Here is a 22,400-nt window from a genome sequence, read left to right on the forward strand (position 1 = left end):
TATACACTGGATATACACAGCAACAAGCTAAGGCACGGTCAAAGCCGCCCCAAAGTGTCAACTGCTGTGCGCCAGCGTACCGGTTGAGTCCTTTTTCGGAAATGGCACGAGGCGTTTGGCATCCTCGTCCCAGAGTTTCAGGTTCAGCGCCGCCACGGCCTCGGGGAATTTGATCCGACGGGGCGTGTATTCGGGCGGCAGGTTATAGTGGCACGCCCGCAACCGGTAAGACGGAATGCGCGCGTTGAAATGGTGAATGTCATGCAAGGTAATGCACGCAACCGCGTTGTCGAACCACCAGCCGAAATCCAACGCCGACGAGCCCTGCAGCGCGGCCAGTTGCGGATCAAGGTCCGGGCGGCGGTCCCAATAGGTGTCCTCGAAATTGTGCTGCAGATAGACAAGGAACACACCCAGCATCCCTCCCAGCAGAGAGAATACCAGCCAGACCAGAATGCCTGTCAAACCGGCGATCAGATAGAGCAGGCCTAGAAACACCACGATGGACAGGTTGTGCAGCACCACGCCTTTGACCCCGAAGCGCACCGTGTTTTTCGGCCAGCGGTAGCGGATGAAATAAGTGAACAGCGCGCCGACCGGAACCAGGATGAACGGGTTGCGGTAAAGACGATAGAACAAACGGGTTTTCCAATCCGCTTCATTCCACTCGCGCAGGGTCATGGTGTGGATTTCACCGGTTTCACGGTGTTCAAGATTGCCGATGCCTGCATGGTGCAGATTGTGGTTCTGCTTCATCACCTCGAACGGGGCGAAGGTGAACGGCGACAACCCGTGCCCGGCCCATTCATTCTGTTCACGCGTTTCAAACAGGGAATGGTGGCCGCAATCATGCTGCAGCACATACAGGCGCACGGCGGAAAAGGCGAAGACGATCCCGGCGGGGATCATGATGTACCAGCGGTCGACATACACGATGGCCAGCGCCAGCGATGTGAAATAAACCGCAAACGTTCCAAAATAGCTCAAGGCGGCCAGCCGATTATCCTGCACCGCATATTGTCGTGTGTATTCCCGCAAATTCATTCAGCCTGTCCCCACGCTTGGCCAATTTAATATCATAACGAAACTATTTGCGTCTTCCTCGTAATCAAGCCACGCGCACAAAAACACATGCGCGCAGGCGAATGCTAGCCTGCGGCGGCCGGGCTGTCACGCCCTTCAACTAAAAATGCTGACAATTGGCGCAGTTACGCGCGACCTTTGAGATGTTTGGCCAGCGCGCCCGCGTTTTTCTTGCGCCGCCCCTTATAGGGGTTCTTGTCGCCCTGCCCGCGCAACGTCAGGCGGATCGGCGTTCCCGGCATGTCGAAATCTTCGCGCAGACCGTTGACCAAATAGCGCGTGTAGCTTTCCGGCATCTTGTCGGGGTGCGAGCACATCACCACGAACCCGGGGGGACGGGTCTTGGCCTGTGTCATATAGCGCAGTTTGATCCGGCGGCCCTGCGGGGCTGGCGGCGGGTGCTGTTCCAGCATCGCGGTCAGCCAGCGGTTCAGCGCCGCGGTGGGGACGCGACGGTTCCAGACATCATGGGCACGCAGAATGGCGGCGCGCAGACGCTCCAGCCCGCGGCCGGTCTTGGCGGACACGGTAACCAGCGGTGCGCCGCGCAGCTGCGGCAGCAGACGCTCGAACGACTCTTTCAGATCGCGCAGCTTTTCCTGCTTGTCTTCTTCGATGTCCCATTTGTTGACGGCGACAACCACGGCGCGGCCCTCGCGTTCTGCCAAGTCAGCAATACGCAGGTCCTGCTGTTCAAACGGAATCGCGGCGTCCAGCAGAACCACCACAACCTCGGCGAATTTCACTGCGCGCAGACCGTCAGAGACCGAGAGCTTTTCCAGCTTCTCCTGCACCTTGGCTTTCTTGCGCATCCCCGCCGTGTCGAAAATACGCATCGGAGTGCTGCCGCCATCCGGGTCGGCCCAGTCGATCCGCAGGCTGATCGCGTCGCGGGTGATCCCGGCCTCGGGGCCGGTTAGCAGGCGATCTTCACCGATGATCTTGTTGATCAGAGTGGACTTACCCGCGTTCGGACGCCCAACGACGGCCACCTGCAAAGGCTTGGCTGCGCTGATCAGAGGGGTTTCACCCTCGCCATCCTCATCCAGTTCGACATCGATTTCAGGCGCGTTATCCTCGGCCTTCTCAGCCGCTGCATCGGCCAGAGGCATCAACTGCGCATAAAGGTCGGTCATCCCCTCGCCATGCTCGCCCGACAAGCGAACCGGTTCACCAAGACCCAGGTTATACGCCTCAAGCACACCCGCATCCGCCGCGTTACCCTCGGCTTTGTTCGCCGCAAGGATCACGTGTTTCGAGCGTTTCCGCAGAATCTCGGCGAACATCTCATCCGTCGGGGTCAGACCCACACGGGCGTCGATCATGAACAGGCAGACATCGGCCATGTCCACCGCGCGTTCGGTCAGGCGACGCATACGGCCCTGCAGGCTGTCATCGGTCGCGTCCTCAAGACCCGCCGTATCGATCACCGTAAAACGCAGATCGCCCAGACGCCCTTCGCCTTCGCGCAGGTCACGCGTCACGCCGGGCTGATCGTCGACCAAAGCCAGACGTTTGCCCACAAGGCGGTTGAACAGAGTGGATTTGCCCACATTCGGGCGCCCCACGATGGCGAGGGTCAGCGACATGATACTCAACTTTCAAGACTCAGACGCGCCCTTTAACGCATCTTGTCGTCAACGGAAAGCGTGCAGTTCACCTTTGGTCGATACGACGTACAACGTCTGCCCCGCCACAACGGGCGCCGTGGTGGCGCCACCGGGCACCTCGACTCTGTTCACCAGCGTCCCGTCCACAGGGTTGAAGAACCGCAGGTAACCGTCATTCGAGGCGACCACAATGCGGCCACCCGCCAAAATCGGACCATAATGGGCAACGATCGGACCGCGACGTTTCGGCTTGTCCTTGACGAAGCCCGGCAGGTCCTGCGCCCAAACGATCGAGCCGTCCGCGATGTTCAGCCGGACCAGCTGGCTGCGGTCGCTGATTAGGAACAGGCTGTTGCCTGCAGGCCAGACCGTATCAACCGCACCTTCACCCGCAGTCCAGATCCGCTCGCCCGAGCCCGCGTCGAATGCCACGGTCCGGCCCGAGTGGTTACCGATATAAATTTTGTCACCAACGACCATCGGGCCGCCGGTTACGTCCACGATCTGCGCCGCAGCACGCCCACGGCGCCCGCCTGCAACTGACGCATTCCAACGCCGGATGCCGCCCTTGCGGAAGGTCGCAGCCACGTCACCCGAGCCGAAAGCAAACACCGCAAACTCGGACGCAATGACCGGAGCCGGGGCACCAAGCACATTGCCGACGCTCGGCGTACCCTGAATCTGCCAGGCGATGCGGCCATCCTTGGTATTCACGGCCCAGCCGGTTTCGTCACCCGCAACCAGATACAACAGACCGTCATTGACCAGCGGTGCGCCGCTGCCAGTCGCGTTCAGGCGTTTCTGCCACTTGATTGCGCCGGACTTCGCATCCAGCGCCGTGAGCCGCCCAAAGCCGGACGACACGTAGAGAACACCATTGGCATAGGCCAGTCCGCCACCCGTCGCATCCGAATCCCCGTCGTTCACGGGGATAAGGTTCGTGTTCCACGCCACCTGCCCCTGCGGGGTAACCGCCGAGACGGTCGCGCCGGAATCCAGCGTATAGATCAGGCCACCTGCAACGACAGGCTCGGCGGTGATGCGCCGCTTGCGCGAATCTCCGTCGCCAATCGAGGTGGACCAGATGCGCTGGGGTGTTGCACGCAGGGCCGCATTGGTGGTGCGGTAAGCCGGCGTTCCGGCGCTTTGCGACCAGTTGGCATTCGCCTTTTGCGCCGGCAGGCTGATCGGTTTCGAACCTCGGGTTTCAGTGGTCTCAGTATCCGATGCTGGACGGATATCCTCGCGCTCGCCAGGCAGAATGACCTCAGGCTCTTCACAGGCAGCTAGCGCCGTCAGAGATAGTGCCGCAACCGACAATCCAATGCGGGAGAAAAGACTTGTCACCATGATGCTCCGAACTCGCCTGTCATTCTTTTTGCCGCCGTATCAGCCCTGCTGGGCCACCAACGGTTCCGGTTCGCCGCCAAGCGCGACAATCAATTGTGCGGCACGTTGCTGAAGGTCTACGCCGATCTCTGCGTCCTGACGCATCGCCTGCAGCCGCTCGATCGCCGCATCGGTGTTGCCCTCGGAAATGTCGATCAGAGCCAGCTGCTCCTCGGCCAGCAACCGCAGGGGTGCGCCCGGTGCGGCCAGAGCTTCGAACTGCTGGCGGCGGTCGGCGACCGGCAGGGTGTCGCTTTGCAACAGCAGCGCCTTGAAGGCGGCAATGGCGCGGTAGATCTCGGGAAGGTCGCCCTGAACGGCGACGGCATTCAGACTGTTCACAGCGTCTTCGCGTGATCCAGCCTCGATCTGCGACGAGGACAGCAGCAGGTTCAGAACAGCATCGCCGCCGGGCGTGGCCGCATCGATGCTGGCCAAGCTGGCCGCACGTTCCGCCGAGTCATTCTGCGTCAGCGCGCTCAGAATCTCGTCCCCCAGCTTTTCCGCCGCGCTGGTGGTCCGGGCTTTGCGAATCTCGTTGAAGGCGGCACCGCCTACGATCAGGACCACGGCCAGAACACCGACCCAACCCCAGCGGCGCAGTAGCAGGAACAGACGGTCGCGGCGGACCTCTTCGGTCACCTCATCAATAAAACTGTCGGTGTCGCTCATCCCTGCTCCCCGGGCTGTAACCTGTTCATATGGCGCCATGTCATACCCCGCCGCCTTTGCCAAGCCAAGGGCCGGAATTCGGACATTTTCACCGCGATGCACTGCCCTTGCAGAAAAAAGTGAACCGAACTATCCAGTTTAGTGTAGAAATGGTGCATGTCTGACCCCATTTTCAGGCATACACGCCGAAGGACAATCGGCGACGAATTCTGGGAGAATCTTTGTATGCGTTTGATTTCATTCGTGAATGCGCTTTTGGTGATTGCCGCACTGTTCTTTTTGGTCTTCGAAAGGGACGCGTTGTTTGCTTTCGCCGGTCGTGGCGACTCTGAGACTGACGCTTCGTCAAACGCGGAATCCGCAGCCAACGCGACGTCAGACCAGAACGCCATTGGCGTTGTTGTCTTGCGGTCCGCAGCACGAGAAATTGACAGCGCCGTGTTGTTGCGCGGGCAAACCAAGGCCAACCGTCAGGTTGAAGTTCTGGCCGAAACCACCTCGACCGTGATTTCGGAACCCAAGCGCAGAGGCACCTTTGTTGAGGCCGGTGATCTGCTGTGTGAACTGGACCCCGGCACCCGCCCTGCCAGCCTAGCCGAGGCCGAAGCCGCCCGGCTTGAAGCCGAAAGCCGTATTCCTGAGGCCGAGGCGCGCCTGGAAGAAGCGCACGCTCTGGTTGCCGAAGCGCAGATCAATCTGACAGCAGCTCAGAAACTGTCGGAAACCGGGTTCGGCTCGGAAACCCGCCGGATTTCAAGCGAGGCCGCGATGCGTTCGGCCGAAGCCGGCGTAAAGACCGCCGAGGCCGGTCTGGAAGCCACCCGCGCCGGGATCGAAGCCGCCATCGCCGAGGTCAAGGCCGCCCAGCGCGAGATCGACCGCCAGACCATCGAAGCCCCCTTCAAAGGGCTGCTGGAAAGCGACACCGCCGAATTGGGCAGCCTGATGCAGCCCGGCTCGCTCTGTGCCACTGTCATTCAGCTGGACCCGATCAAGCTGGTCGGGTTCGTGCCCGAGGTCGATGTAAACAAGATCCTTGTCGGCTCAGAAGCCTCGGCGCAGCTTGTTACCGGTCTTCAGGTCGCTGGTCGTGTCACATTCCTGAGCCGGTCGGCGGATGAAACCACCCGCACATTCGAGGTTGAGATCACTGTACCCAATCCAGAGCTCAACATTCGCGACGGTCAAACTGCCGATATCCGCATTTCGGCCGAAGGGGCAAAAGCGCATCTTCTGCCGCAATCCGCCCTGACACTGAACAACGAAGGTCAGGTTGGCGTCCGCACCGTAGGCGCCGAAAACATTGTCGGCTTTATGCCGATCCGCCTGCTGCGTGACACGGCCGAGGGCGTCTGGGTCGACGGGCTGCCGGAAACTGCGGATGTCATCGTTGTCGGGCAGGAGTTCGTGACACAGGGCGTCATCGTTAAGCCCACCTATCGGGAAGCTGCACAATGACAGGTTTGGTAGGATGGGCCGCCGACAGGGCCCGCATGGTTTTGGCCTTCATCGCGATCTCGCTGGTTGTCGGCGGGTTCGCCTATGTCAGCCTGCCCAAGGAAGGCGAGCCGGACATCGAAATCCCGGCTCTGTTCGTCTCGGTCCAGTTTCCCGGCATTTCCGCCGAGGATTCGGAAAACCTGCTGATCAAGCCAATGGAAACCGAGCTGGCGGATCTGGACGGTCTGAAAGAGATGACCGCCACTGCCGCCGAAGGCTATGCCGGTATCGCGCTCGAGTTTGACTTTGGCTGGGACAAGACCGCTATCATGGCGGATGTGCGTGATGCAATGAACAGCGCACAGGCCGATTTCCCGGAAGGGGCCGAGCAATATTCGCTGTTCGAAATCAACTTTTCCGAATTCCCCATCGTCATCGTCAACCTGACTGGCGCCGTGCCCGAACGCACGATGGCCCGCATTGCCAAAGACTTGCAGGACGATCTGGAAGCACTGGATTCGGTGCTTGAGGCCGGGATCGCGGGCAATCGCGATGAACTGCTAGAGGTCATCATCGACCCGCTGCGGCTTGAGGCCTACGACGTATCGGCGGATGAGTTGATCAGCGTCGTGCAGAACAACAACCAACTGATCGCCGCAGGCGAGGTGGACACCGCGCAGGGCACCTTCTCGGTCAAGATTCCGTCCTCGTTTAAAACCGCCGAGGATGTTTACAGCCTGCCCGTCAAGGTCAATGGCGACCGTGTCGTGACGATGGGTGAGCTGGCGCAGATCAACTACACCTTCGAAGACCGCGAAGGCACCGCCCGGTTCGACGGCGAATCCACCGTGGCGTTGCAGGTGGTCAAACGCAAAGGTTTCAACCTGATCGACACCGTGGCGCAGGTGAAACAGGCACTGGCCGCCGCACAGGAGAAATGGCCATCCGAGCTGCGTGCCGCCGTTGATGTCGGCACCTCGAACGACCAGAGCCGTATCGTCGACTCGATGGTGCGTCAGCTTGAGGGCTCGGTCCTGACCGCGATCGCGCTGGTGATGATCGTGGTTCTGGCCTCGCTGGGCACCCGCGCGGCGCTGCTGGTGGGCTTTGCGATCCCGACCTCGTTCCTGCTGAGCTTTGCGTTTCTTGCCATCATGGGTGTCAGCATCTCGAACATGGTGATGTTCGGGCTGATCCTTGCCGTGGGGATGCTGGTCGACGGAGCCATCGTGGTGGTGGAATACGCCGACAAACGTATCAAGGAAGGCATCGGCCCGATGCACGCCTATGTCGAGGCGGCGCAGCGGATGTTCTGGCCCATCGTGTCGTCCACCGCGACGACGCTGTGCGCCTTCCTGCCGATGCTGTTCTGGCCGGGTGTGCCCGGTGAGTTCATGAAGATGTTGCCGATCACGCTGATCTTCGTACTGTCCTCGTCGCTGATCGTCGCGCTGATCTACCTGCCCGTCGTGGGCGGTGTCTCGGGTCGCCTCAGCCGGACCTTCGACCGCACCTCGAACTGGCTGCGGAGTGTTGCCCCATGGTGGGTGCGCGCGATCTTGGTTCCCCCGTCGCTCTACATGATCTTCCTTGGTGCCATGCAGATGCTGAACCCGGACTACCTTCTGCCCGGGGGCGTGGTTGCGGGTGCGCTTCTGTTCATCGCAGGCGGCTTTGCCGGATCGGTGACCCTGAGCGCCTCCAAGATCGAGCGCCACCACGAAGAGCGCGTCCATACCGCGCGCGAACACAGCTGGTTCGGTTACGTGGTCAAATTCCTGGTCGGTAACCCGATCATGCCCGTGGTTTCGATTGCTGTCGTGGCGCTCAGCGTCATGGGGGTGATGACCTATTTCATAAACAACAACCGTGGCGTCGAGTTCTTCGTCGAAACCGAACCGGAACAGGCCACCGCCTATGTCCGCGCGCGGGGCAACCTGTCGCTGCAGGAAAAAGACACGATGGTTCTGGCCGCCGAAGAGGTGATCAGCGCGCACCCGGCCGTGACCAACGTGTTCTCCTTTGCCGGCGAAGGGGGCCTGAACCAGAACAACGGTGGCGCACAGGCGCCTGCCGATACCGTGGGCCGTGTGCAGTTCGAAATCACTCCGTGGGAAGACCGGCCCAAGCAGACCGAACCCGCGCTGTTCGGGCTGTTCGATCGCGAAATCATCGCACCGGAATATGACGGTGATTTCGTTCTGGACGAGTTGAACGTGGAGCTCGCCAAACTGCCCGGTTTCATCGTCGAAATCCTTCCTCTGGAACAAGGCCCCGCGGCAGCCAAGCCGGTGCATCTGCGCATCAAGGGTGACGGCTGGGAGGAACTGACCGCAGCCGCCCAATCTGCGCGTGCTGTGTTCGATGAGACGCCGGGCCTGATCAAGGTCGAAGACACCATGCCCCTGCCCGGCATTGACTGGCAGATCGACGTGGACGTTGCCAAAGCCGGTCGGTTCGGTGCCGACGTCGCCACCGTCGGCGCGATGGTGCAACTTGTCACGCGCGGCATTCTACTGGGCGAAATGCGCCCCGACAGCACCGATGAAGAAGTCGAAATCCGCGTCCGCCTGCCCGAGGAAGACCGGGTACTGTCCACGCTCGACACGCTCAAGGTGCGCACGCCCGACGGGCTGGTGCCGCTGTCGAACTTCGTGACCCGCCAGCCGGTGGCCAAACTGGCCGAGATCAACCGGATCGATCAGCAGCGGTATTACGACGTGAAGGCGGATGTCGAGCCGGGCCTGTCCAAAGTGGTTGTCGATGGTCCGGACGGATCCGAGCAACGTCTGGCCGTTGTGCGAGCCGTCGAAGAAGGCGTCGATCCCAGCGGGGCAACCGTCACCAAACCGGACGGCACAGTATACGAGCTGTTCCAGTTGACCGGAGCCAACAGCATCGACGACCTGCACGCAGCAATCGAAGACGGCGAGGCCAGATTTGCTCTGGTCAATCCGAACGAGCGGATTGCAGTGCTGACCGAATGGCTGAACACCGAGCCGTTCTCGACCGCGATCAGCTGGGAATGGACTGGCGATCAGGAGGATCAGGAGGAATCCGGAGCTTTCCTGCAAAGCGCATTCCTGGGCGCGCTGGGGCTGATGTTCGTGATCCTGCTGGCGCAGTTCAACTCGCTCTATAACTCGGTGCTGGTGCTGCTGGCGGTCGTGCTGTCGACCACCGGGGTGCTGATCGGGATGATTATCATGCAGCAGCCCTTCTCGATCATCATGACCGGTACGGGCATCGTGGCGCTGGCAGGGATCGTGGTGAACAACAACATCGTTCTGATCGACACCTATCAGGAATATAGCCGCTACATGCCCCGGATCGAGGCGATCGTCCGCACCGCCGAGGCGCGTATTCGTCCGGTTCTGCTGACCACCCTGACCACGATGGCCGGTCTGACGCCAATGATGTTCGGCCTGTCGCTGGACTTCATCAATGGCGGCTATTCGATCAACAGCCCGACGGCTCTGTGGTGGAAACAGCTGGCCACCGCCGTTGTGTTCGGACTGGGTATCGCAACCGTTCTGACACTGATCGTGACGCCCTCGTTCCTGGCGCTGCGGGTGTGGGTCGCAACCTACCTGGTGTGGCTGGGCAAGCTTCTGGCGCGCGTCACGTCCGGACGCTCCAGCCAGGTGGCGCAGGACATGGCCATCGGCAAGGCTGCGCGACAAGCACAGGCGACCGAAGTTGTCTGGAGCGATGAAACGGAACCGGCGCCCACGGACGTCAAAAAGCCGGAACGTCCGCCGGGGACGCCACTAAAAGCCGCTGAATAAAAAATGGCGAGCCTAAAGGCTCGCCATTTTCACGTTAAACCGTCTTAATCGGTAAAGACGTATTCGCCCAGCTCGCAAAGATCCAAGCCAAAATCTTCGGCAGAGGATCCATCAGAAAACCCGCCACGAATGTCGTAGACGCAGGTTTGCAGTCCGTCAGCAATCAGAACGTCCGCCTCGTACCCCGGTGCAATGTAATCACCGCCGAGCAAGTTCGATTCCCAATTGTCCGACGAGCTTGGAGAGACGTTGAATTCAACAAGATCGACGCTGCTTTCATTGGCCAGCAGAAATACAAGATCCTCGGCAGATGCGGTCGAGGCAAAAAGCGACGCCAGAACAAACGGCGCAGCAAACAACTTCTTCATTTGGTGTTTCCCTGATTTGTTTTCCAACACGAAACGATTGGTGCTACCGGTCATAACCGGAAGACGCCATTGGGCAAACGACAATCGTCTGCGATCAAGCCGGTCACTGAAAGAATTCACATTCCAGCAACCGAGTCCTTACTTTTACTTGGACAAACGGGTCCACGTCTGGTGCCCGCATATGGCGTGGTCGCAGCCGCGTACGCGCAGGGTATCCCCATTCAGCGTCATTTGCGGCACGACATCCACATTGACCATCGGAATCCAGAAATCCCCGCCGCCATATTTGCCGCCCCCTTCACTGCCCACATCCCAAAACAGCTTCTTGCCGATATTCGGGGTCTGCACCTCTTTACCGGATTTGTCATAAGCTGACTGGATCTGACCGCAGAATTTGTCTCCGCAGGCCGATATCTTGATATGAGAGATCAGGTTCTTCCGGTCCGGCTCGGTTTTCCAGACACCCACGATGGGATCAGCCGCCGCAAGGGCTGGCGTCAACAGGGCGAGCGCGGCTGCGATTAATGCAGGTTGAACGAGTTTTCGCATCACACCTCCTCCTATATCCGGCCATCATAGCACATCCGTGGACGCGCGCAGTGCAGGTCAGGCAGCCTGTGCGTCCGATTGCTGACGGCTCCACAACTGCGCATAGCGGCCTTCGCGTTGCAGCAATTCGTCATGGGTGCCCTGTTCAAGGATTTCGCCCTGTTCCAGCACGACGATGCGGTCAGCCTCGGCGATGGTGCTGAGACGGTGCGCAATGGTCAGCACGGTGCGCCCTTCCCCGGCCCGCGCCAGCGCGTCCTTGATGTCCTGCTCGGTATCGGTATCCAGCGCCGAGGTCGCCTCGTCCAGCAACAGGATCGGTGGGTTCTTGAGCAAGGTTCGGGCAATGCCGACCCGTTGCTTTTCGCCACCAGACAGCTTAAGCCCACGTTCGCCGACCTTGGTGTCATACCCCTCGGGCAGCGTGACGATGAAGTCGTGAATCTGGGCGGCTTTCGCGGCGGCCTCGACCTCTTCCTGCGAGGCGCCATCTCGGCCATAGGCGATGTTATAGCGGATGGTGTCGTTGAATAGCACCGTGTCCTGTGGCACCACGCCAATCGCGGAATGCAGGCTGTTCTGCGTCACGTCGCGTACGTCCTGCCCGTCGATCTTCAGCGCCCCGCCGGTCACATCGTAGAACCGGAACAACAGCCGCCCGATGGTGGACTTGCCCGAGCCCGTCGCCCCGACGATAGCCACCGTCTGGCCCGCTGGCACGGTCAGCGACACGCCTTTCAGGATTTCCCGATCCGCGTCATAGCCGAAATGGACATTCTCCAGCGTGACCTCTCCGCCATTGACTGCAAGATCCGGCGCGTCAGGTTTGTCTGTGACTTCGGCAGGTTGCTCCAACAGGTCGAACATTTGCCCCATATCCACCAAAGACTGGCGGATTTCCCGGTAGACCGTCCCCAAAAAGTTCAACGGCACGGTGATCTGGATCATGTAGGCGTTGACCATGACGAAATCGCCCACGGTCAGCGAGCCATTCTGAACCCCGATGGCAGCCAGAACCATCACCCCGATCAGCCCGCAGGTGATCAGAAAAGACTGGCCAAAGTTCAGGAAGGCCAACGAATAGGCCGTTTTCAAAGCCGCCCCTGCATAGGCCTTCATCGACACGTCATAGCGCGCAGCTTCGCGTTGTTCGGCGTTGAAATACTTAACGGTTTCAAAGTTCAGCAGGCTGTCGATGGCACGTTGGTTGGCCTCGGTGTCCTGATCGTTCATCTCGCGCCGCAGCTTCACGCGCCATTCGGTGACGGCGAAGGTGAACCAGATATAAAACCCGATGGTCACCGCCACTACGACCAGATACCAGACATCGAACAGCCACATCAGGATGATTGCCACAAGCAGCAGTTCCAGGATCAGCGGCCCGATCGAGAACAGCAGGAAGCGCAGCAGGAATTCCACGCCTTTCACGCCGCGTTCGATGATCCGGCTGAGGCCCCCGGTGCGGCGCGTCACGTGGTAGCGCATGGAGAGTTGGTGGATGTGCTGAAACGTCTCCAAGGCCAGCGCCCGCAAGGCGCGTTGGCCCACCGGCGCAAAGGCCGCATCGCGCAACTGCTGAAAGCCCACGGTCATCATCCGCGCCACGCCATAGGCAACGGTCAGGCCAACAGCGCCCAATGCCAGCGGCGGCACGCCCTCACCAGCCAGAGCGTCAACCGCGCCTTTGTACAGGATCGGAGTGTAGACAGCGATCAGCTTGGCCAGCACCAGCATACCAAGCGCCAGAACCACGCGGCGTTTGACCCAGGGCTCATCCTCGGGCCAGAGATATGGCGCAACCTTGCGGATCGTGCGCCAGCCGGAGCGGCGCTCGTCTGTTTTGGGCATGTCGTCGGAATGCATCGGGGCTGTTCGTCTCATCACGTACCTGATCTGCGGTCAGAGATAGCCCCTAGCCCGGAAAGGGCCAGAGGCAAAAGGTTTATTCAGGGATCGTGAAGATCTGACCGGGATAAATCAGGTCAGGATCGCGGATCGAATCCCGGTTGGCTTCGAACAGCCTCACATACAAAACACCGTCGCCGAACCGTTCGCGGGAAATGGCCCAGAGCGTGTCACCCTCCTGCACGGTCACCGAGCGGATCGGAGGCGTATCGGGATCCAGTTCCGGCTCGTCGGTTGCCTCAGCCGCGCGCAGGACCTCTTGCGGCTCGCGTTTGAACGGGGTTTCAAGGCGGCTCATCACTGTTCCATCGGCGCCGACCTCATCCACGCGCAGGGTATAGACGCCGGGCTCGATACCATCCAGCTCACTTCGCCATTTTCCGTCATCGGCGGGGGTCAGGTCGTCCACCAGCCGGTTGTCCAGATACAGCCGTACAACCGATCCATCCGGCACCCGGCCCGTCAGCTCGACATCGCCGGCATCGGAATAGCCGATCGTGTCCAGAGCAACCTGATCCGGTTCTTTCGGTTGTGCAGTTGGTGCCTGTACCAGTTCGACGCCGTCCTCACCCGACCGCAGGATAGCGACACCTTGGGCCTGAGCGTCTTCACCCGCCGCTTGCGCCGATTGTTCAGCCTCAGCCTCGGATTCGGAGACGTCGGCTGTTTCACCAGGTTCAGGCGCATCGGTTGTTTCAATCGGCTCAGCCACGTCAGCTGTTTCGGCTGCTGCCACGTTTTCCGTTTCCGCGTTCTCCGGCTGGGTAGTTTCATTTTCCGCTGTTTCGGCGGGGGCTGTGGGCTCTGCCACCGGTTCCGGCTCTGGCAGAGCCGCGATGACATAGTCGTCCGAGCGCACCGGCTCATCGCCCTGCGTTTGCAGCGTCAGGCCGCGTGCGGTGTCAGCAAACGGGATCGACAGGAATTCGGCGAACTGGCCGCTGGGGTCGACCGTGAAACTGTGGACCGGCTCACCATCCAACAGCACGTTCACCTCGGCACCGGGTTCTGCTGAGCCGGACAGAACTGCATTGCCGTCCGGTTCGACAAATATTTGATCCAGAGAAGGGGTGACAGGCGGTGCGGCCTCGGCCGTGTCCTCCTGTTCAGCAGTAGACGCTTCGGCTGCGGGCGCTTCAGCCTCGGGCTCTTGTGCGACAGGCTCATCCGGAGTGTCGTCTTCGGTGCTCTGAACTGCAACCTCGACCTGCGGCGCTGGCTCTTCGGGCGCGTCTGCACCCATACGGGACAAGAACAACCCGCCCGCTCCAACTACTACTACGATACCGGCGATCACCCCCCAGACGACGCTACCAGAGCTTCCGTTTCCCGACTCGGCGTTCATTCTTTTCCCTTCACTCCGCAGTGCAAGTGCTTTGACTATAACACATTCTGCCTGACGGTTGAGCCAATCTATCAATCCCGCTATCAGGGGTCAAAACCCTCGACACAACCCCGGAGAGCGTTCACGATGACTCAGAAATCTGTTTGTGTGTATTGCGGGTCACGCAATGGCGCCAATTCCGCTTATTCCGAGGCCGCCAATACCTTCGGGACCCTGCTGGCGCAAGAAGGCTGGCGTCTGGTCTATGGCGCCGGGGATGTGGGCCTGATGGGCGAAGTCGCGCGCGCTGCCCAATCCGCGGGGGGTGACACGTTCGGCGTGATCCCTGTTCACCTGCTGCGGCGCGAGGTCGGCAAAACCGATCTGACTCGTTTCGTTGTCACCGAAACGATGCACGAGCGCAAAAAGGTCATGATCATGAATGCGGACGCGGTGGTGGTCCTGCCCGGCGGCCCGGGATCGCTGGACGAACTGTTCGAGGCCCTGACATGGCGTCAGCTGGGCCTGCACGAAAAGCCCATTCTGGTGATGAATGTGGATGGCTATTGGAATGCGCTGCACGATCTGTTGCAGCAGGTCATCGGCCAGGGATTTGCCGACGGATCGCTGGCGGAGTTCATCACCTGGGTCGATGACCCGTCGGACGCAATGTCCACCTTGCGCGAATTCCTAACCTGACGGGGGAACGGGCGGCGTTGGACCGCCCGTTATGTTGATATCACCTAAGTGGCCGGGGTCAGGCGGCTGGTCAGCAGCTTTTCAACCTTGTGAATAGGGTGATTGGTCAGGGTCTTGTCGACCTCGGCCACAACCTTGGCCAGCACCTCGCTGTGTAGACGGCGCCGCAGAAGGCCCAGAACATGCGGGCTGGCAACCAGCACCAGACGGTTGAACGCGCCCTTCAGCCCCTTGCGGTTCAGCAGATTGGCGACATCCTGAACAAACAGGGATTTCGCATGGGTTTTCCAATTTGGCTCTTCAACCGCCGATTTCTGGTTCGGCCCACCATCGAAACGCCGTCCTGCTCGGTCGGTCGGGCGTGCGGACCCATCCTGTTCTTCGACCGAGACAACAACCAGATTGGGGTCTTCGGCATCGGTGATGTTCTCGACAAACAACGCCTTTTCCCCATCTGCAATGACAACCCAAGTTCCCTGTTCAAGTGCGACCATCGTGCTCTCCTATGATGGCTGAAACGGCCATCTCATTTTCTTCAGGCAAAGGTTCCCCCTGACGCGACCAGAGCAATCCGGCGCGTTGCCTGAACTTGTTTCAATTGATTGGCGGTCTCTCCCTCCGCCTCACCTAAGGTAAGCACTACCGGGCGGCACGCAATCCCGTCTCAGTATGAAACTTTCTTCATCGGCGGTTTTCGTCCTGTCAGGTCGGCACACATTTCGGGTCTCGCCCTGCGATCAAAACCTGTGTTCTGCAGCAAAAAGGCCTGCCAGCGTCACCGCCAGCAGGCCCTAGATGACCCCTCATCGGGTCATTGATTACATCCGCGATGCAACGTTTTCCCAGTTCACCAGGTTGTCGAGGAAGTTCGACAGGTAAGCCGGACGCTTGTTGCGGAAATCGATGTAGTACGAGTGCTCCCATACATCACAGCCCAGCAGAGCGGTCTGGTTGAAGCACAGCGGGTTCACGCCATTTTCGGTCTTGGTCACGGCCAGTGAGCCGTCCGCGTTCTTGACCAGCCACGCCCAGCCCGAGCCGAACTGTCCGGCACCCGCAGCGCTGAACTGCGATTTGAATTCGTCAACCGAACCAAAGCTCTCGGTCAGAGCCTTTTCCAGTTCACCGGGCATGGCGTTGCCACCGGGGCCCATCATCTCCCAGAACTGGTTGTGGTTCCACAGCTGGCTGATGTTGTTGAAGATGCCATTCTGCGCGACGGCATTTGCGTCGTAGGTGCCAACGATGATCTCTTCCAGCGACTTGCCGTCCCACTCGGTGCCGGCGATCAGCTTGTTGCCGTTGTCGACATAGGCCTTGTGGTGCAGGTCGTGGTGATATTCCAGCGTTTCCGCGGACATACCCTTGGCTGCCAGCGCGTCATGTGCATAAGGAAGATCAGGAAGTTCAAAAGCCATCTCGGCCCCCTGTAAAATAAAAGTTGCGGTTCCCAAGGGTTAAATGCTTTGGCAAGCGCCGCAGGTCAAGGGCAGAGATCATAAAACCCGGAGGCAGGCGATGCTGACACAGGCGCGCAAAATGTTCTATCGCGCCCGCGGATACTATGCGGGCAATCTGAACAATGAGCCCTTTCGTCTGGACCCCTATCACTCGAAATTCTGGCGCAAGGCCTCTGCCGGCGCATGGGAGCCGGAAACCTTCGCCGTGCTGGACAAATACCTGTCACCGGACAGCGATTACCTGGATATCGGCGCCTGGATCGGCCCTACTGTCCTGTACGGTGCCCGCAAGGCCCGGCATGTCTGGTGTTTCGAGCCCGACCCTACCGCGTTCCGGCATCTGGCGTGGAATCTGGAACTGAACGACATCCACAATGTCTCGGCCTTTGGGGTGGCGCTGTCGGATCAGTTCGGTGTGGCCCGCATGGCCTCTGTGCGCGGCGAGCCGGGCGATTCCACCAGTTCCCTGCTGCATGACGGCGCGCATGGTTCCGATGCGTTGACCATCGCGTGGGATCAGTTCGAGGCCGCAAACGATCTGTCGGGCGTATCACTGGTCAAGATGGATATCGAAGGGGCTGAGTTTTTCGTTCTGCCCACCTTGACCAAATGGCTGGAAAAGCAGCGCCCCACTCTGTTCCTGTCACTACATTCGCCGATGTTGCCGGAACTAGACCGGCTGAAGCACACATCCGAACTGCTACAAAGCCTTTCCTTTTATAAAGGCATCTTTGACGAGGCCGGGCAGCCGCTGAGTATTGAGGACATGCTGGAACCTCAGCAATTGCTGCGGTATCGCGCAATTGTGCTGCATGGGTAGACCGCGACATTTCGCCTTCGCGTCAAACGTGTGAGGCCACTTGTTTTCCGAACCTTTTTGTACAATCCAGTTAAGCAACCAATTCAAAAAAAAGAGAAAAAATGAAACGTTTCCTAGTGTTTCTCGTTGCGGCCTTCGCCGCCCAATCCGCCGCGGCGGAAGAGCTTACCTATCACTGCAAAGTCAAAGGCCGTGACGGCTGGATTGCACCGGAATATTACTTCCGTCTGGACCCCGAAACCGGCAAGGCGCAGGTCATCAACGGGTATCACGACTGGACAGATGCCGACCTTATAACCCGCAAAAACAGCACATACCAAATGACTTGGCGGGTCACGCTCCAAAGTTCGCAAGGTCAGGCCATTCGGATGCGGTATCAGGCCAACCTCAATCAGGACAATAACAAGGTCAAGGTGCGGGGCACCTTCGGTAACGTCAGCGCGTCAAACAAACCGTACGGAACAGGCAACTGCGCAATCGTTGAGCATGATCCAGTCTGGAGGGAACAGGGCTGATCGCCTTCTGTTACCAAATTCTGAGGGTAACCTGTATGGCTCGAAAAAAACTGCAACATTCTGCATTGCTGAAACGGTTGCTGCCATTGGTTTGCGGTGCAACGATGACAGCGCAAATGGCAATTGGCGAACCGCTGATCTATGAATGCGCTATACAGAACCAAGAAAGCCGTGGCTGGATTGAACCGCAATACGTATTCAGAATTGACACCGACCCACTAAGAGCTGATCACGCAACGGAAAATTACGGGTTCAAACCCACACGGATCAGAACCGATCGGAAGGGTCATTACCGCTTTTACTGGCAGAACAAGCCCAAGGCCAAGAACGGTCAGGAGTTTTGGGTGGACTATTTTGCCCGAATTGATCCGAAGACCAAGGCCATCAGACTGCGTGGTGTGTTCGTTCTACGTTGGATCGCCAATCCACCTGAGGCTTTCGGGGAATGTACACTGATCGCTAAATAAGCGAAAAAGCCCCGTGTGACACGGGGCTTATCAGTTCTGATCGGGCTGATATCCGAGGCAGATAAAGGTTATGAATCGTAAAGCGACTCGTCAGACTGTACGGTGCATCCACCGTAGCCCGAGGGTCGGTTGAGCGCATTCGACTGCGGGAACCTTGCAGTCAGGTCCAGACGCTTTTTTTCCGGATTCAGTTTAGCCGTGTAGTTCACTGACAAAAGTCCACCGTTGCTCGCGGGAATTTTCATGTTCCACATCAACCGGTATTCGCCTTTGCGCGTCGTCTTGAACCGCACGTCCTTGGGCTGCTGACCACCATAGTGATGAATGTATGCATCATAAGCGCGTGCCCGTTTGTTTTCCGCATCAACGCTCAGGATCACACGCTCGGAAATCCATCCCTGCTCCATCCGATGTAAGGTGCAGTCATAGGTGAGAACTTCAGCTTTTGCTGTGGTTGCGGCCAAGGTCAAAGCCAGGGCAGCCATCGCTTTTTTCATCTTCTTACGCTTTCAAGTCATACAAATAACACTAACGTTTGCAGCCTTATGCCCCTTAAAACTCGACACAATTTTAAGACGAGGCCACATCTGTGACTTTCACTAAAAGTATGTCGGACGGGTGTGCAACTCGAAAACAAGTAACGGCCGCCTTTTCGGGAAAGACGGCCGTTACTTGTGACTTTTCTGTTTTAGGAAAGGCTTAGTAAACCCCAACCTCACTGCCTGGCTGCGCCGCAACCTTAAACAGTTTGAACGCGTAATCCGCAGCCGAGCGGAAGCAGACGACGCGGAAGGTTTCGGCATCGTCCATCCAGAACGCGCCCGCCACCTGGGCCAGACGCGAGCGGCGGATCTGGCCGGGCTGGAACGCCTCGGCCGACAGCTCAACCGGCGCGACCTTGCCCATCACCTCGCGCGCGCTTGCGCCCGAGATACGGAACACGGCGCGCGCGTCCGAGACGTTGACGGCCAGCGCATGTGTACCACTGAGCGCGTTGTTCATCGCAGCCAGCTTGGCCTCGACCTCGGCATAAGGCACCAGTACCAGCAACTCGTCGGTGGACATCCAGCAGACGCCGGTATCGCCATTGACCAGAGCTTCGCGCTGACCGGGCACATTCTGCCCGGTTGCATCCTTGACCGCCTTGGCCAGCACCTTGTCCGACAGGTCGCCGCGCAGGGTGATCATCCCCTGCAGGCCGCATTCCTCGACCTTGACGATGCCATCATAGCTGGCGTGGTTCAGTGCGCTGATGGGTTCAGACATTCTGCTTCTCCCCGTCTTTGTCGAAGAAGATCGGGTCAACGATCTTGGCTTTGTAGGTTTTACCGTCGGTGCCCGGGAACTCGACGATCTCGCCCATGCGGTCGGGACCGTGCTTGATCAGGCCCATGGCGATGCCTTTGTCCAGGTTGGCCGAATAGTAGGTCGAGGTCACCCGCCCGATCATGTTGCGCTGACCGTTGGCGTTGACGCCGTCGCTCACTGCGTAAGCGCCGTCCGGCAGGACAGAACCATCCACAGTCTCGAGGCCCACCAGTTTCCAGCGTTCAGGATCGGCCATATGGGTGCGCGAATGGGCGCGTTTACCGAGGTAGTCCTCTTTCTTTTTCGAGAGCGCCCAGTGCAGCCCCAGATCCTGCGGGATCACGGTGCCGTCGGTCTCGTCCCCGATCATGATAAAGCCCTTCTCGGCCCGCAGGATGTGCAGACATTCGGTGCCGTAAGGCATGACACCGAACTCCTGCCCTGCCGCGATCAGCGCATCCCAGAACGCCTGACCCTGAGACGCGGGAACCGCGATTTCATAGGACAACTCGCCCGAGAACGAGATGCGATAGGCCCGTGCGTCGAACTCACCGATCTTGCCGTCACGCCATTCCATGAAGGGCAGCGCCTCTTTCGACAGATCCATGCCACCGCCCGCTTGCGCGTTCAGCTTCTCCAGCACCTTGCGGGCGTTGGGGCCGACCACGGCGACCTGAGCGTATTGCTCGGTCACGTTGGCGACATAGACTTTCCAGTCCCACCACTCGGTCTGCAGCCATTCTTCCATGTGACCATGGATACGCTCGGCTCCGCCGGTGGTTGTGTGGCACAGCCAGGTGTCCTCATCGATGCGGGCAACAACACCGTCGTCGATCAAGAAGCCGTTTTCCGAGCACATCAGGCCATAGCGGCATTTGCCGACCTTCAGCGTGGACATCATGTTGGTGTACAGCATGTCCAGGAACTTGCCGGCGTCCGGGCCTTTGACGATCAGCTTACCCAGCGTCGAGGCGTCCAGCAGACCGAGGTTTTCGCGGGTGTTCTTCACTTCGCGGTTCACGGCGTCATGCACGGATTCACCGGGACGGACATAGGCATAGGTCCGGCGCCAGTGGCCGACCGGCTCCCAATCGGCGCCGTTCTTGTCGTGCCAGTTGTGCATCGGTGTCTGACGGATCGGCTGGAACACCTCACCGCGCGCTTCGCCACCGATCGACGCCAGCGAGATGGGCGTATAGGGCGGACGGAACGTGGTGGTGCCCACCTTGGGAATTTCCGCATCCAACGCATCAGCAAGGATCGCCAGGCCGTTGATGTTGCTCAACTTACCCTGATCGGTTGCCATACCCAGCGTGGTGTAACGCTTGGTGTGTTCGACGCTTTCATAGCCTTCACGCGCAGCCAGTTGGACGTCGGACACTTTGACGTCGTTCTGGAAGTCCAGCCAGGACTTCATGCGCAGGCTGATCTCGGCATTGGACGGCATCAGCCAGACCGGCTCCATCGGGGCCTCAGCCGTGGTTTCGCCTTTCGGAGCGTCAGCCGTCTTGGGGGTGAAACCTGCGCCGTTGGCGGCAGCTTCACCTGCGGTCTGCGCATCGGCCAACACATCACTTAGCGCCAGCGGACCGTTGGCGGAACCAGCGGCGACCACAAAGCCTTCGCCATTCGCGCCCAGCGGCGGACGCTCGGGATCGGGGCGGAAATGGGCGTTCGCCTCATCCCAGATCAGCTTGCCGCCGCAATGCGACCACATGTGCACGACCGGAGACCAGCCACCCGACATGGCAACTGCATCGCATTCAACTTCTTCGCGAGCGCCACCGATGCCTTCCTGATTGCACAGCGCGACCTTCTTGACGCGCTTGCCGCCCTTGACCTTGGCGATCGCTTTGCCCGGGTCGACCTGAATGCCAAGCTGTCGCGCCTCTTCGGCCAGAGGACCAGCTGCAGTCCGTGCATCAACGATGCGCAGAACATCTACGCCGGCCTGTTTCAGAGTGATCGCGGTGCGATAGGCGTCGTCGTTATTGGTGGCAACGATCACGCGTTCACCCGGGGTCACACCCCAGTTCACCACGTAATCGCGCATGGCTGCGGCCAGCATCACGCCGGGCACATCGTTGCCAGCGAAGGACAGCGGACGTTCGATCGCACCAGTGGCGGTCACAACCTGCTTGGCGCGGATGCGCCACAGGCGGTGACGCGGGCCCTGAACGCCCGGCGTGTGGTCGGTCAGGCGCTCATACCCCAGCACATAGCCGTGGTCATAGACCCCTGCCCCCATACAGCGGATGCGCATGGTGACGTTGTCCATGGCTTCGAGTTCGGAAACCAATTGCTCCACGAACTTATCCACAGGCTCGCCATCAACGGTTCCGCCATCAACCGGAGCACGGCCACCCCAATGGGCGGTCTGCTCAATCAGCATGACCTTGGCACCGGATTGCGCGGCAACTTTCGCGGCCTGCAGGCCAGCGACACCGCCGCCGATCACCAGAACATCGGTGAAATGGTAGAAGTGCTCATAGGTGTCCGCATCGCGGCTGTCCTTGTCGGGCGCTTTGCCCAGACCGGCGGACTGACGGATGAACGGCTCGTAGACGTGTTTCCAGAACGGTTTCGGATGGATGAACGTCTTGTAGTAGAAACCAGCGGGCAAGAAGCGCGCGAATGCAGTGTTCACCGCGCCGATGTCAAACTCGAGGTTCGGCCAGTGGTTCTGCGAGATCGCGGTCAGGCCGTTGAACAGCTCGGTCGTGGTGGTGCGCTGGTTCGGCTCGAACCGGTTGCCCTGCCCCAGACCAACCAGCGCGTTCGGCTCTTCGGCACCGCTGGCGACAACGCCGCGCGGACGGTGGTATTTGAACGACCGGCCCACCATCATCTGATCGTTGGCCAACAGGGCCGAGGCGAGCGTGTCGCCCTCGTACCCCTGCATCGAGGTGCCGTTGAAGGTAAAGGTGACCTGTTTCGACCGGTTAATCAGCCGGCCCTGTTTTGCGAGACGGGTGCTCATGTTGCGGACCTTTCGCAGGTGGA

General features: G+C 59.7%; 19 protein-coding genes. 6 read left to right on the forward strand and 13 right to left on the reverse strand.

The genetic code is table 11. The features are described 5' to 3' along the window. Positions 1–57: 57 nt before the first annotated feature. The 4 genes from GOX63_RS04755 to GOX63_RS04770 form a co-directional block, all read right to left on the reverse strand. Positions 58–1,044, reverse strand: coding sequence for a fatty acid desaturase (locus tag GOX63_RS04755; RefSeq protein WP_170325335.1), 987 nt, complete (start codon positions 1,042–1,044; stop codon positions 58–60). Between the two features lie 164 nt (positions 1,045–1,208). Further along, positions 1,209–2,672 carry a ribosome biogenesis GTPase Der gene (gene der, locus GOX63_RS04760; RefSeq protein ID WP_170325336.1) on the reverse strand — a complete coding sequence of 488 codons (1,464 nt, stop codon included), beginning with the start codon at positions 2,670–2,672 and terminating at the stop codon, positions 1,209–1,211. Positions 2,673–2,720: 48 nt separating this feature from the next. After that, positions 2,721–4,043, reverse strand: a complete 1,323-nt coding sequence (locus tag GOX63_RS04765; RefSeq protein ID WP_170544915.1) for an outer membrane protein assembly factor BamB family protein — start codon at positions 4,041–4,043, stop codon at positions 2,721–2,723. A 39-nt stretch (positions 4,044–4,082) separates the two neighbouring features. Then, entirely contained in the window at positions 4,083–4,754 is a 672-nt protein-coding gene (locus GOX63_RS04770; protein ID WP_170325338.1) for a hypothetical protein, read from the reverse strand. A 225-nt stretch (positions 4,755–4,979) separates the two neighbouring features. On the opposite strand from GOX63_RS04770, the gene GOX63_RS04775 reads away from it, so the two are divergent. Together GOX63_RS04775 and GOX63_RS04780 are read left to right on the forward strand one after the other, a co-directional pair. Beyond that, positions 4,980–6,212 carry an efflux RND transporter periplasmic adaptor subunit gene (locus tag GOX63_RS04775; protein WP_170325339.1) on the forward strand — a complete coding sequence of 411 codons (1,233 nt, stop codon included), beginning with the start codon at positions 4,980–4,982 and terminating at the stop codon, positions 6,210–6,212. Next, positions 6,209–9,982, forward strand: a complete 3,774-nt coding sequence (locus tag GOX63_RS04780; RefSeq protein ID WP_170544918.1) for an efflux RND transporter permease subunit — start codon at positions 6,209–6,211, stop codon at positions 9,980–9,982. The genes GOX63_RS04775 and GOX63_RS04780 overlap by 4 nt, the downstream gene beginning before the upstream one ends. 44 nt (positions 9,983–10,026) lie before the next feature. Here GOX63_RS04780 and GOX63_RS04785 read toward each other — a convergent pair whose 3' ends face one another. The 4 genes from GOX63_RS04785 to GOX63_RS04800 all read right to left on the reverse strand — a co-directional run bounded on the left by GOX63_RS04785 (position 10,027) and on the right by GOX63_RS04800 (position 14,149). Beyond that, complete coding sequence (locus GOX63_RS04785; RefSeq protein ID WP_170325341.1) at positions 10,027–10,350, reverse strand: hypothetical protein; 324 nt, start codon at positions 10,348–10,350, stop codon at positions 10,027–10,029. Positions 10,351–10,494: 144 nt separating this feature from the next. Further along, positions 10,495–10,899, reverse strand: coding sequence for a DUF2147 domain-containing protein (locus GOX63_RS04790; protein ID WP_170325342.1), 405 nt, complete (start codon positions 10,897–10,899; stop codon positions 10,495–10,497). A gap of 57 nt (positions 10,900–10,956) precedes the next feature. After that, a complete protein-coding gene (locus GOX63_RS04795; RefSeq protein WP_437436603.1) occupies positions 10,957–12,762 on the reverse strand; it encodes an ABCB family ABC transporter ATP-binding protein/permease in 1,806 nt (601 codons plus the stop codon). Positions 12,763–12,841: 79 nt separating this feature from the next. Beyond that, entirely contained in the window at positions 12,842–14,149 is a 1,308-nt protein-coding gene (locus tag GOX63_RS04800) for a LysM peptidoglycan-binding domain-containing protein (RefSeq protein ID WP_170544921.1), read from the reverse strand. A 126-nt stretch (positions 14,150–14,275) separates the two neighbouring features. Here GOX63_RS04800 and GOX63_RS04805 point away from each other — a divergent pair, with 126 nt between their 5' ends. Further along, a complete protein-coding gene (locus tag GOX63_RS04805; protein ID WP_170544924.1) occupies positions 14,276–14,827 on the forward strand; it encodes a TIGR00730 family Rossman fold protein in 552 nt (183 codons plus the stop codon). Positions 14,828–14,871: 44 nt separating this feature from the next. Here GOX63_RS04805 and GOX63_RS04810 read toward each other — a convergent pair whose 3' ends face one another. Both GOX63_RS04810 and GOX63_RS04815 read right to left on the reverse strand, forming a co-directional pair. Beyond that, entirely contained in the window at positions 14,872–15,321 is a 450-nt protein-coding gene (locus GOX63_RS04810) for a host attachment family protein (RefSeq protein WP_170325346.1), read from the reverse strand. Between the two features lie 324 nt (positions 15,322–15,645). Further along, positions 15,646–16,245, reverse strand: coding sequence for a superoxide dismutase (locus GOX63_RS04815; RefSeq protein WP_170325347.1), 600 nt, complete (start codon positions 16,243–16,245; stop codon positions 15,646–15,648). A 100-nt stretch (positions 16,246–16,345) separates the two neighbouring features. On the opposite strand from GOX63_RS04815, the gene GOX63_RS04820 reads away from it, so the two are divergent. From GOX63_RS04820 to GOX63_RS04830, 3 genes are all read left to right on the forward strand, one after another. Next, a complete protein-coding gene (locus tag GOX63_RS04820; protein WP_170325348.1) occupies positions 16,346–17,107 on the forward strand; it encodes an FkbM family methyltransferase in 762 nt (253 codons plus the stop codon). Between the two features lie 101 nt (positions 17,108–17,208). Then, positions 17,209–17,622, forward strand: a complete 414-nt coding sequence (locus tag GOX63_RS04825) for a hypothetical protein (RefSeq protein ID WP_170325349.1) — start codon at positions 17,209–17,211, stop codon at positions 17,620–17,622. Positions 17,623–17,657: 35 nt separating this feature from the next. Continuing rightward, the gene (locus GOX63_RS04830) at positions 17,658–18,089 is read left to right on the forward strand and encodes a hypothetical protein (RefSeq protein ID WP_170325350.1); all 432 of its coding nucleotides are present in this window, start codon (positions 17,658–17,660) and stop codon (positions 18,087–18,089) included. A gap of 68 nt (positions 18,090–18,157) precedes the next feature. Here GOX63_RS04830 and GOX63_RS04835 read toward each other — a convergent pair whose 3' ends face one another. The 3 genes from GOX63_RS04835 to GOX63_RS04845 all read right to left on the reverse strand — a co-directional run bounded on the left by GOX63_RS04835 (position 18,158) and on the right by GOX63_RS04845 (position 22,377). After that, on the reverse strand, positions 18,158–18,574 hold the full coding sequence (locus tag GOX63_RS04835; RefSeq protein WP_170544927.1) for a hypothetical protein: 417 nt from the start codon (positions 18,572–18,574) through the stop codon (positions 18,158–18,160). A 214-nt stretch (positions 18,575–18,788) separates the two neighbouring features. After that, on the reverse strand, positions 18,789–19,355 hold the full coding sequence (locus tag GOX63_RS04840; RefSeq protein WP_170544929.1) for a sarcosine oxidase subunit gamma: 567 nt from the start codon (positions 19,353–19,355) through the stop codon (positions 18,789–18,791). After that, on the reverse strand, positions 19,348–22,377 hold the full coding sequence (locus GOX63_RS04845) for a sarcosine oxidase subunit alpha family protein (protein WP_170325353.1): 3,030 nt from the start codon (positions 22,375–22,377) through the stop codon (positions 19,348–19,350). Before GOX63_RS04845 ends, GOX63_RS04840 begins: the two co-directional genes overlap by 8 nt. Between the last annotated feature and the right edge of the window lie 23 nt (positions 22,378–22,400).

This window comes from Ruegeria arenilitoris (assembly GCF_013031355.1).
Taxonomy (GTDB): Bacteria; Pseudomonadota; Alphaproteobacteria; order Rhodobacterales; family Rhodobacteraceae; genus Ruegeria; species Ruegeria arenilitoris_C.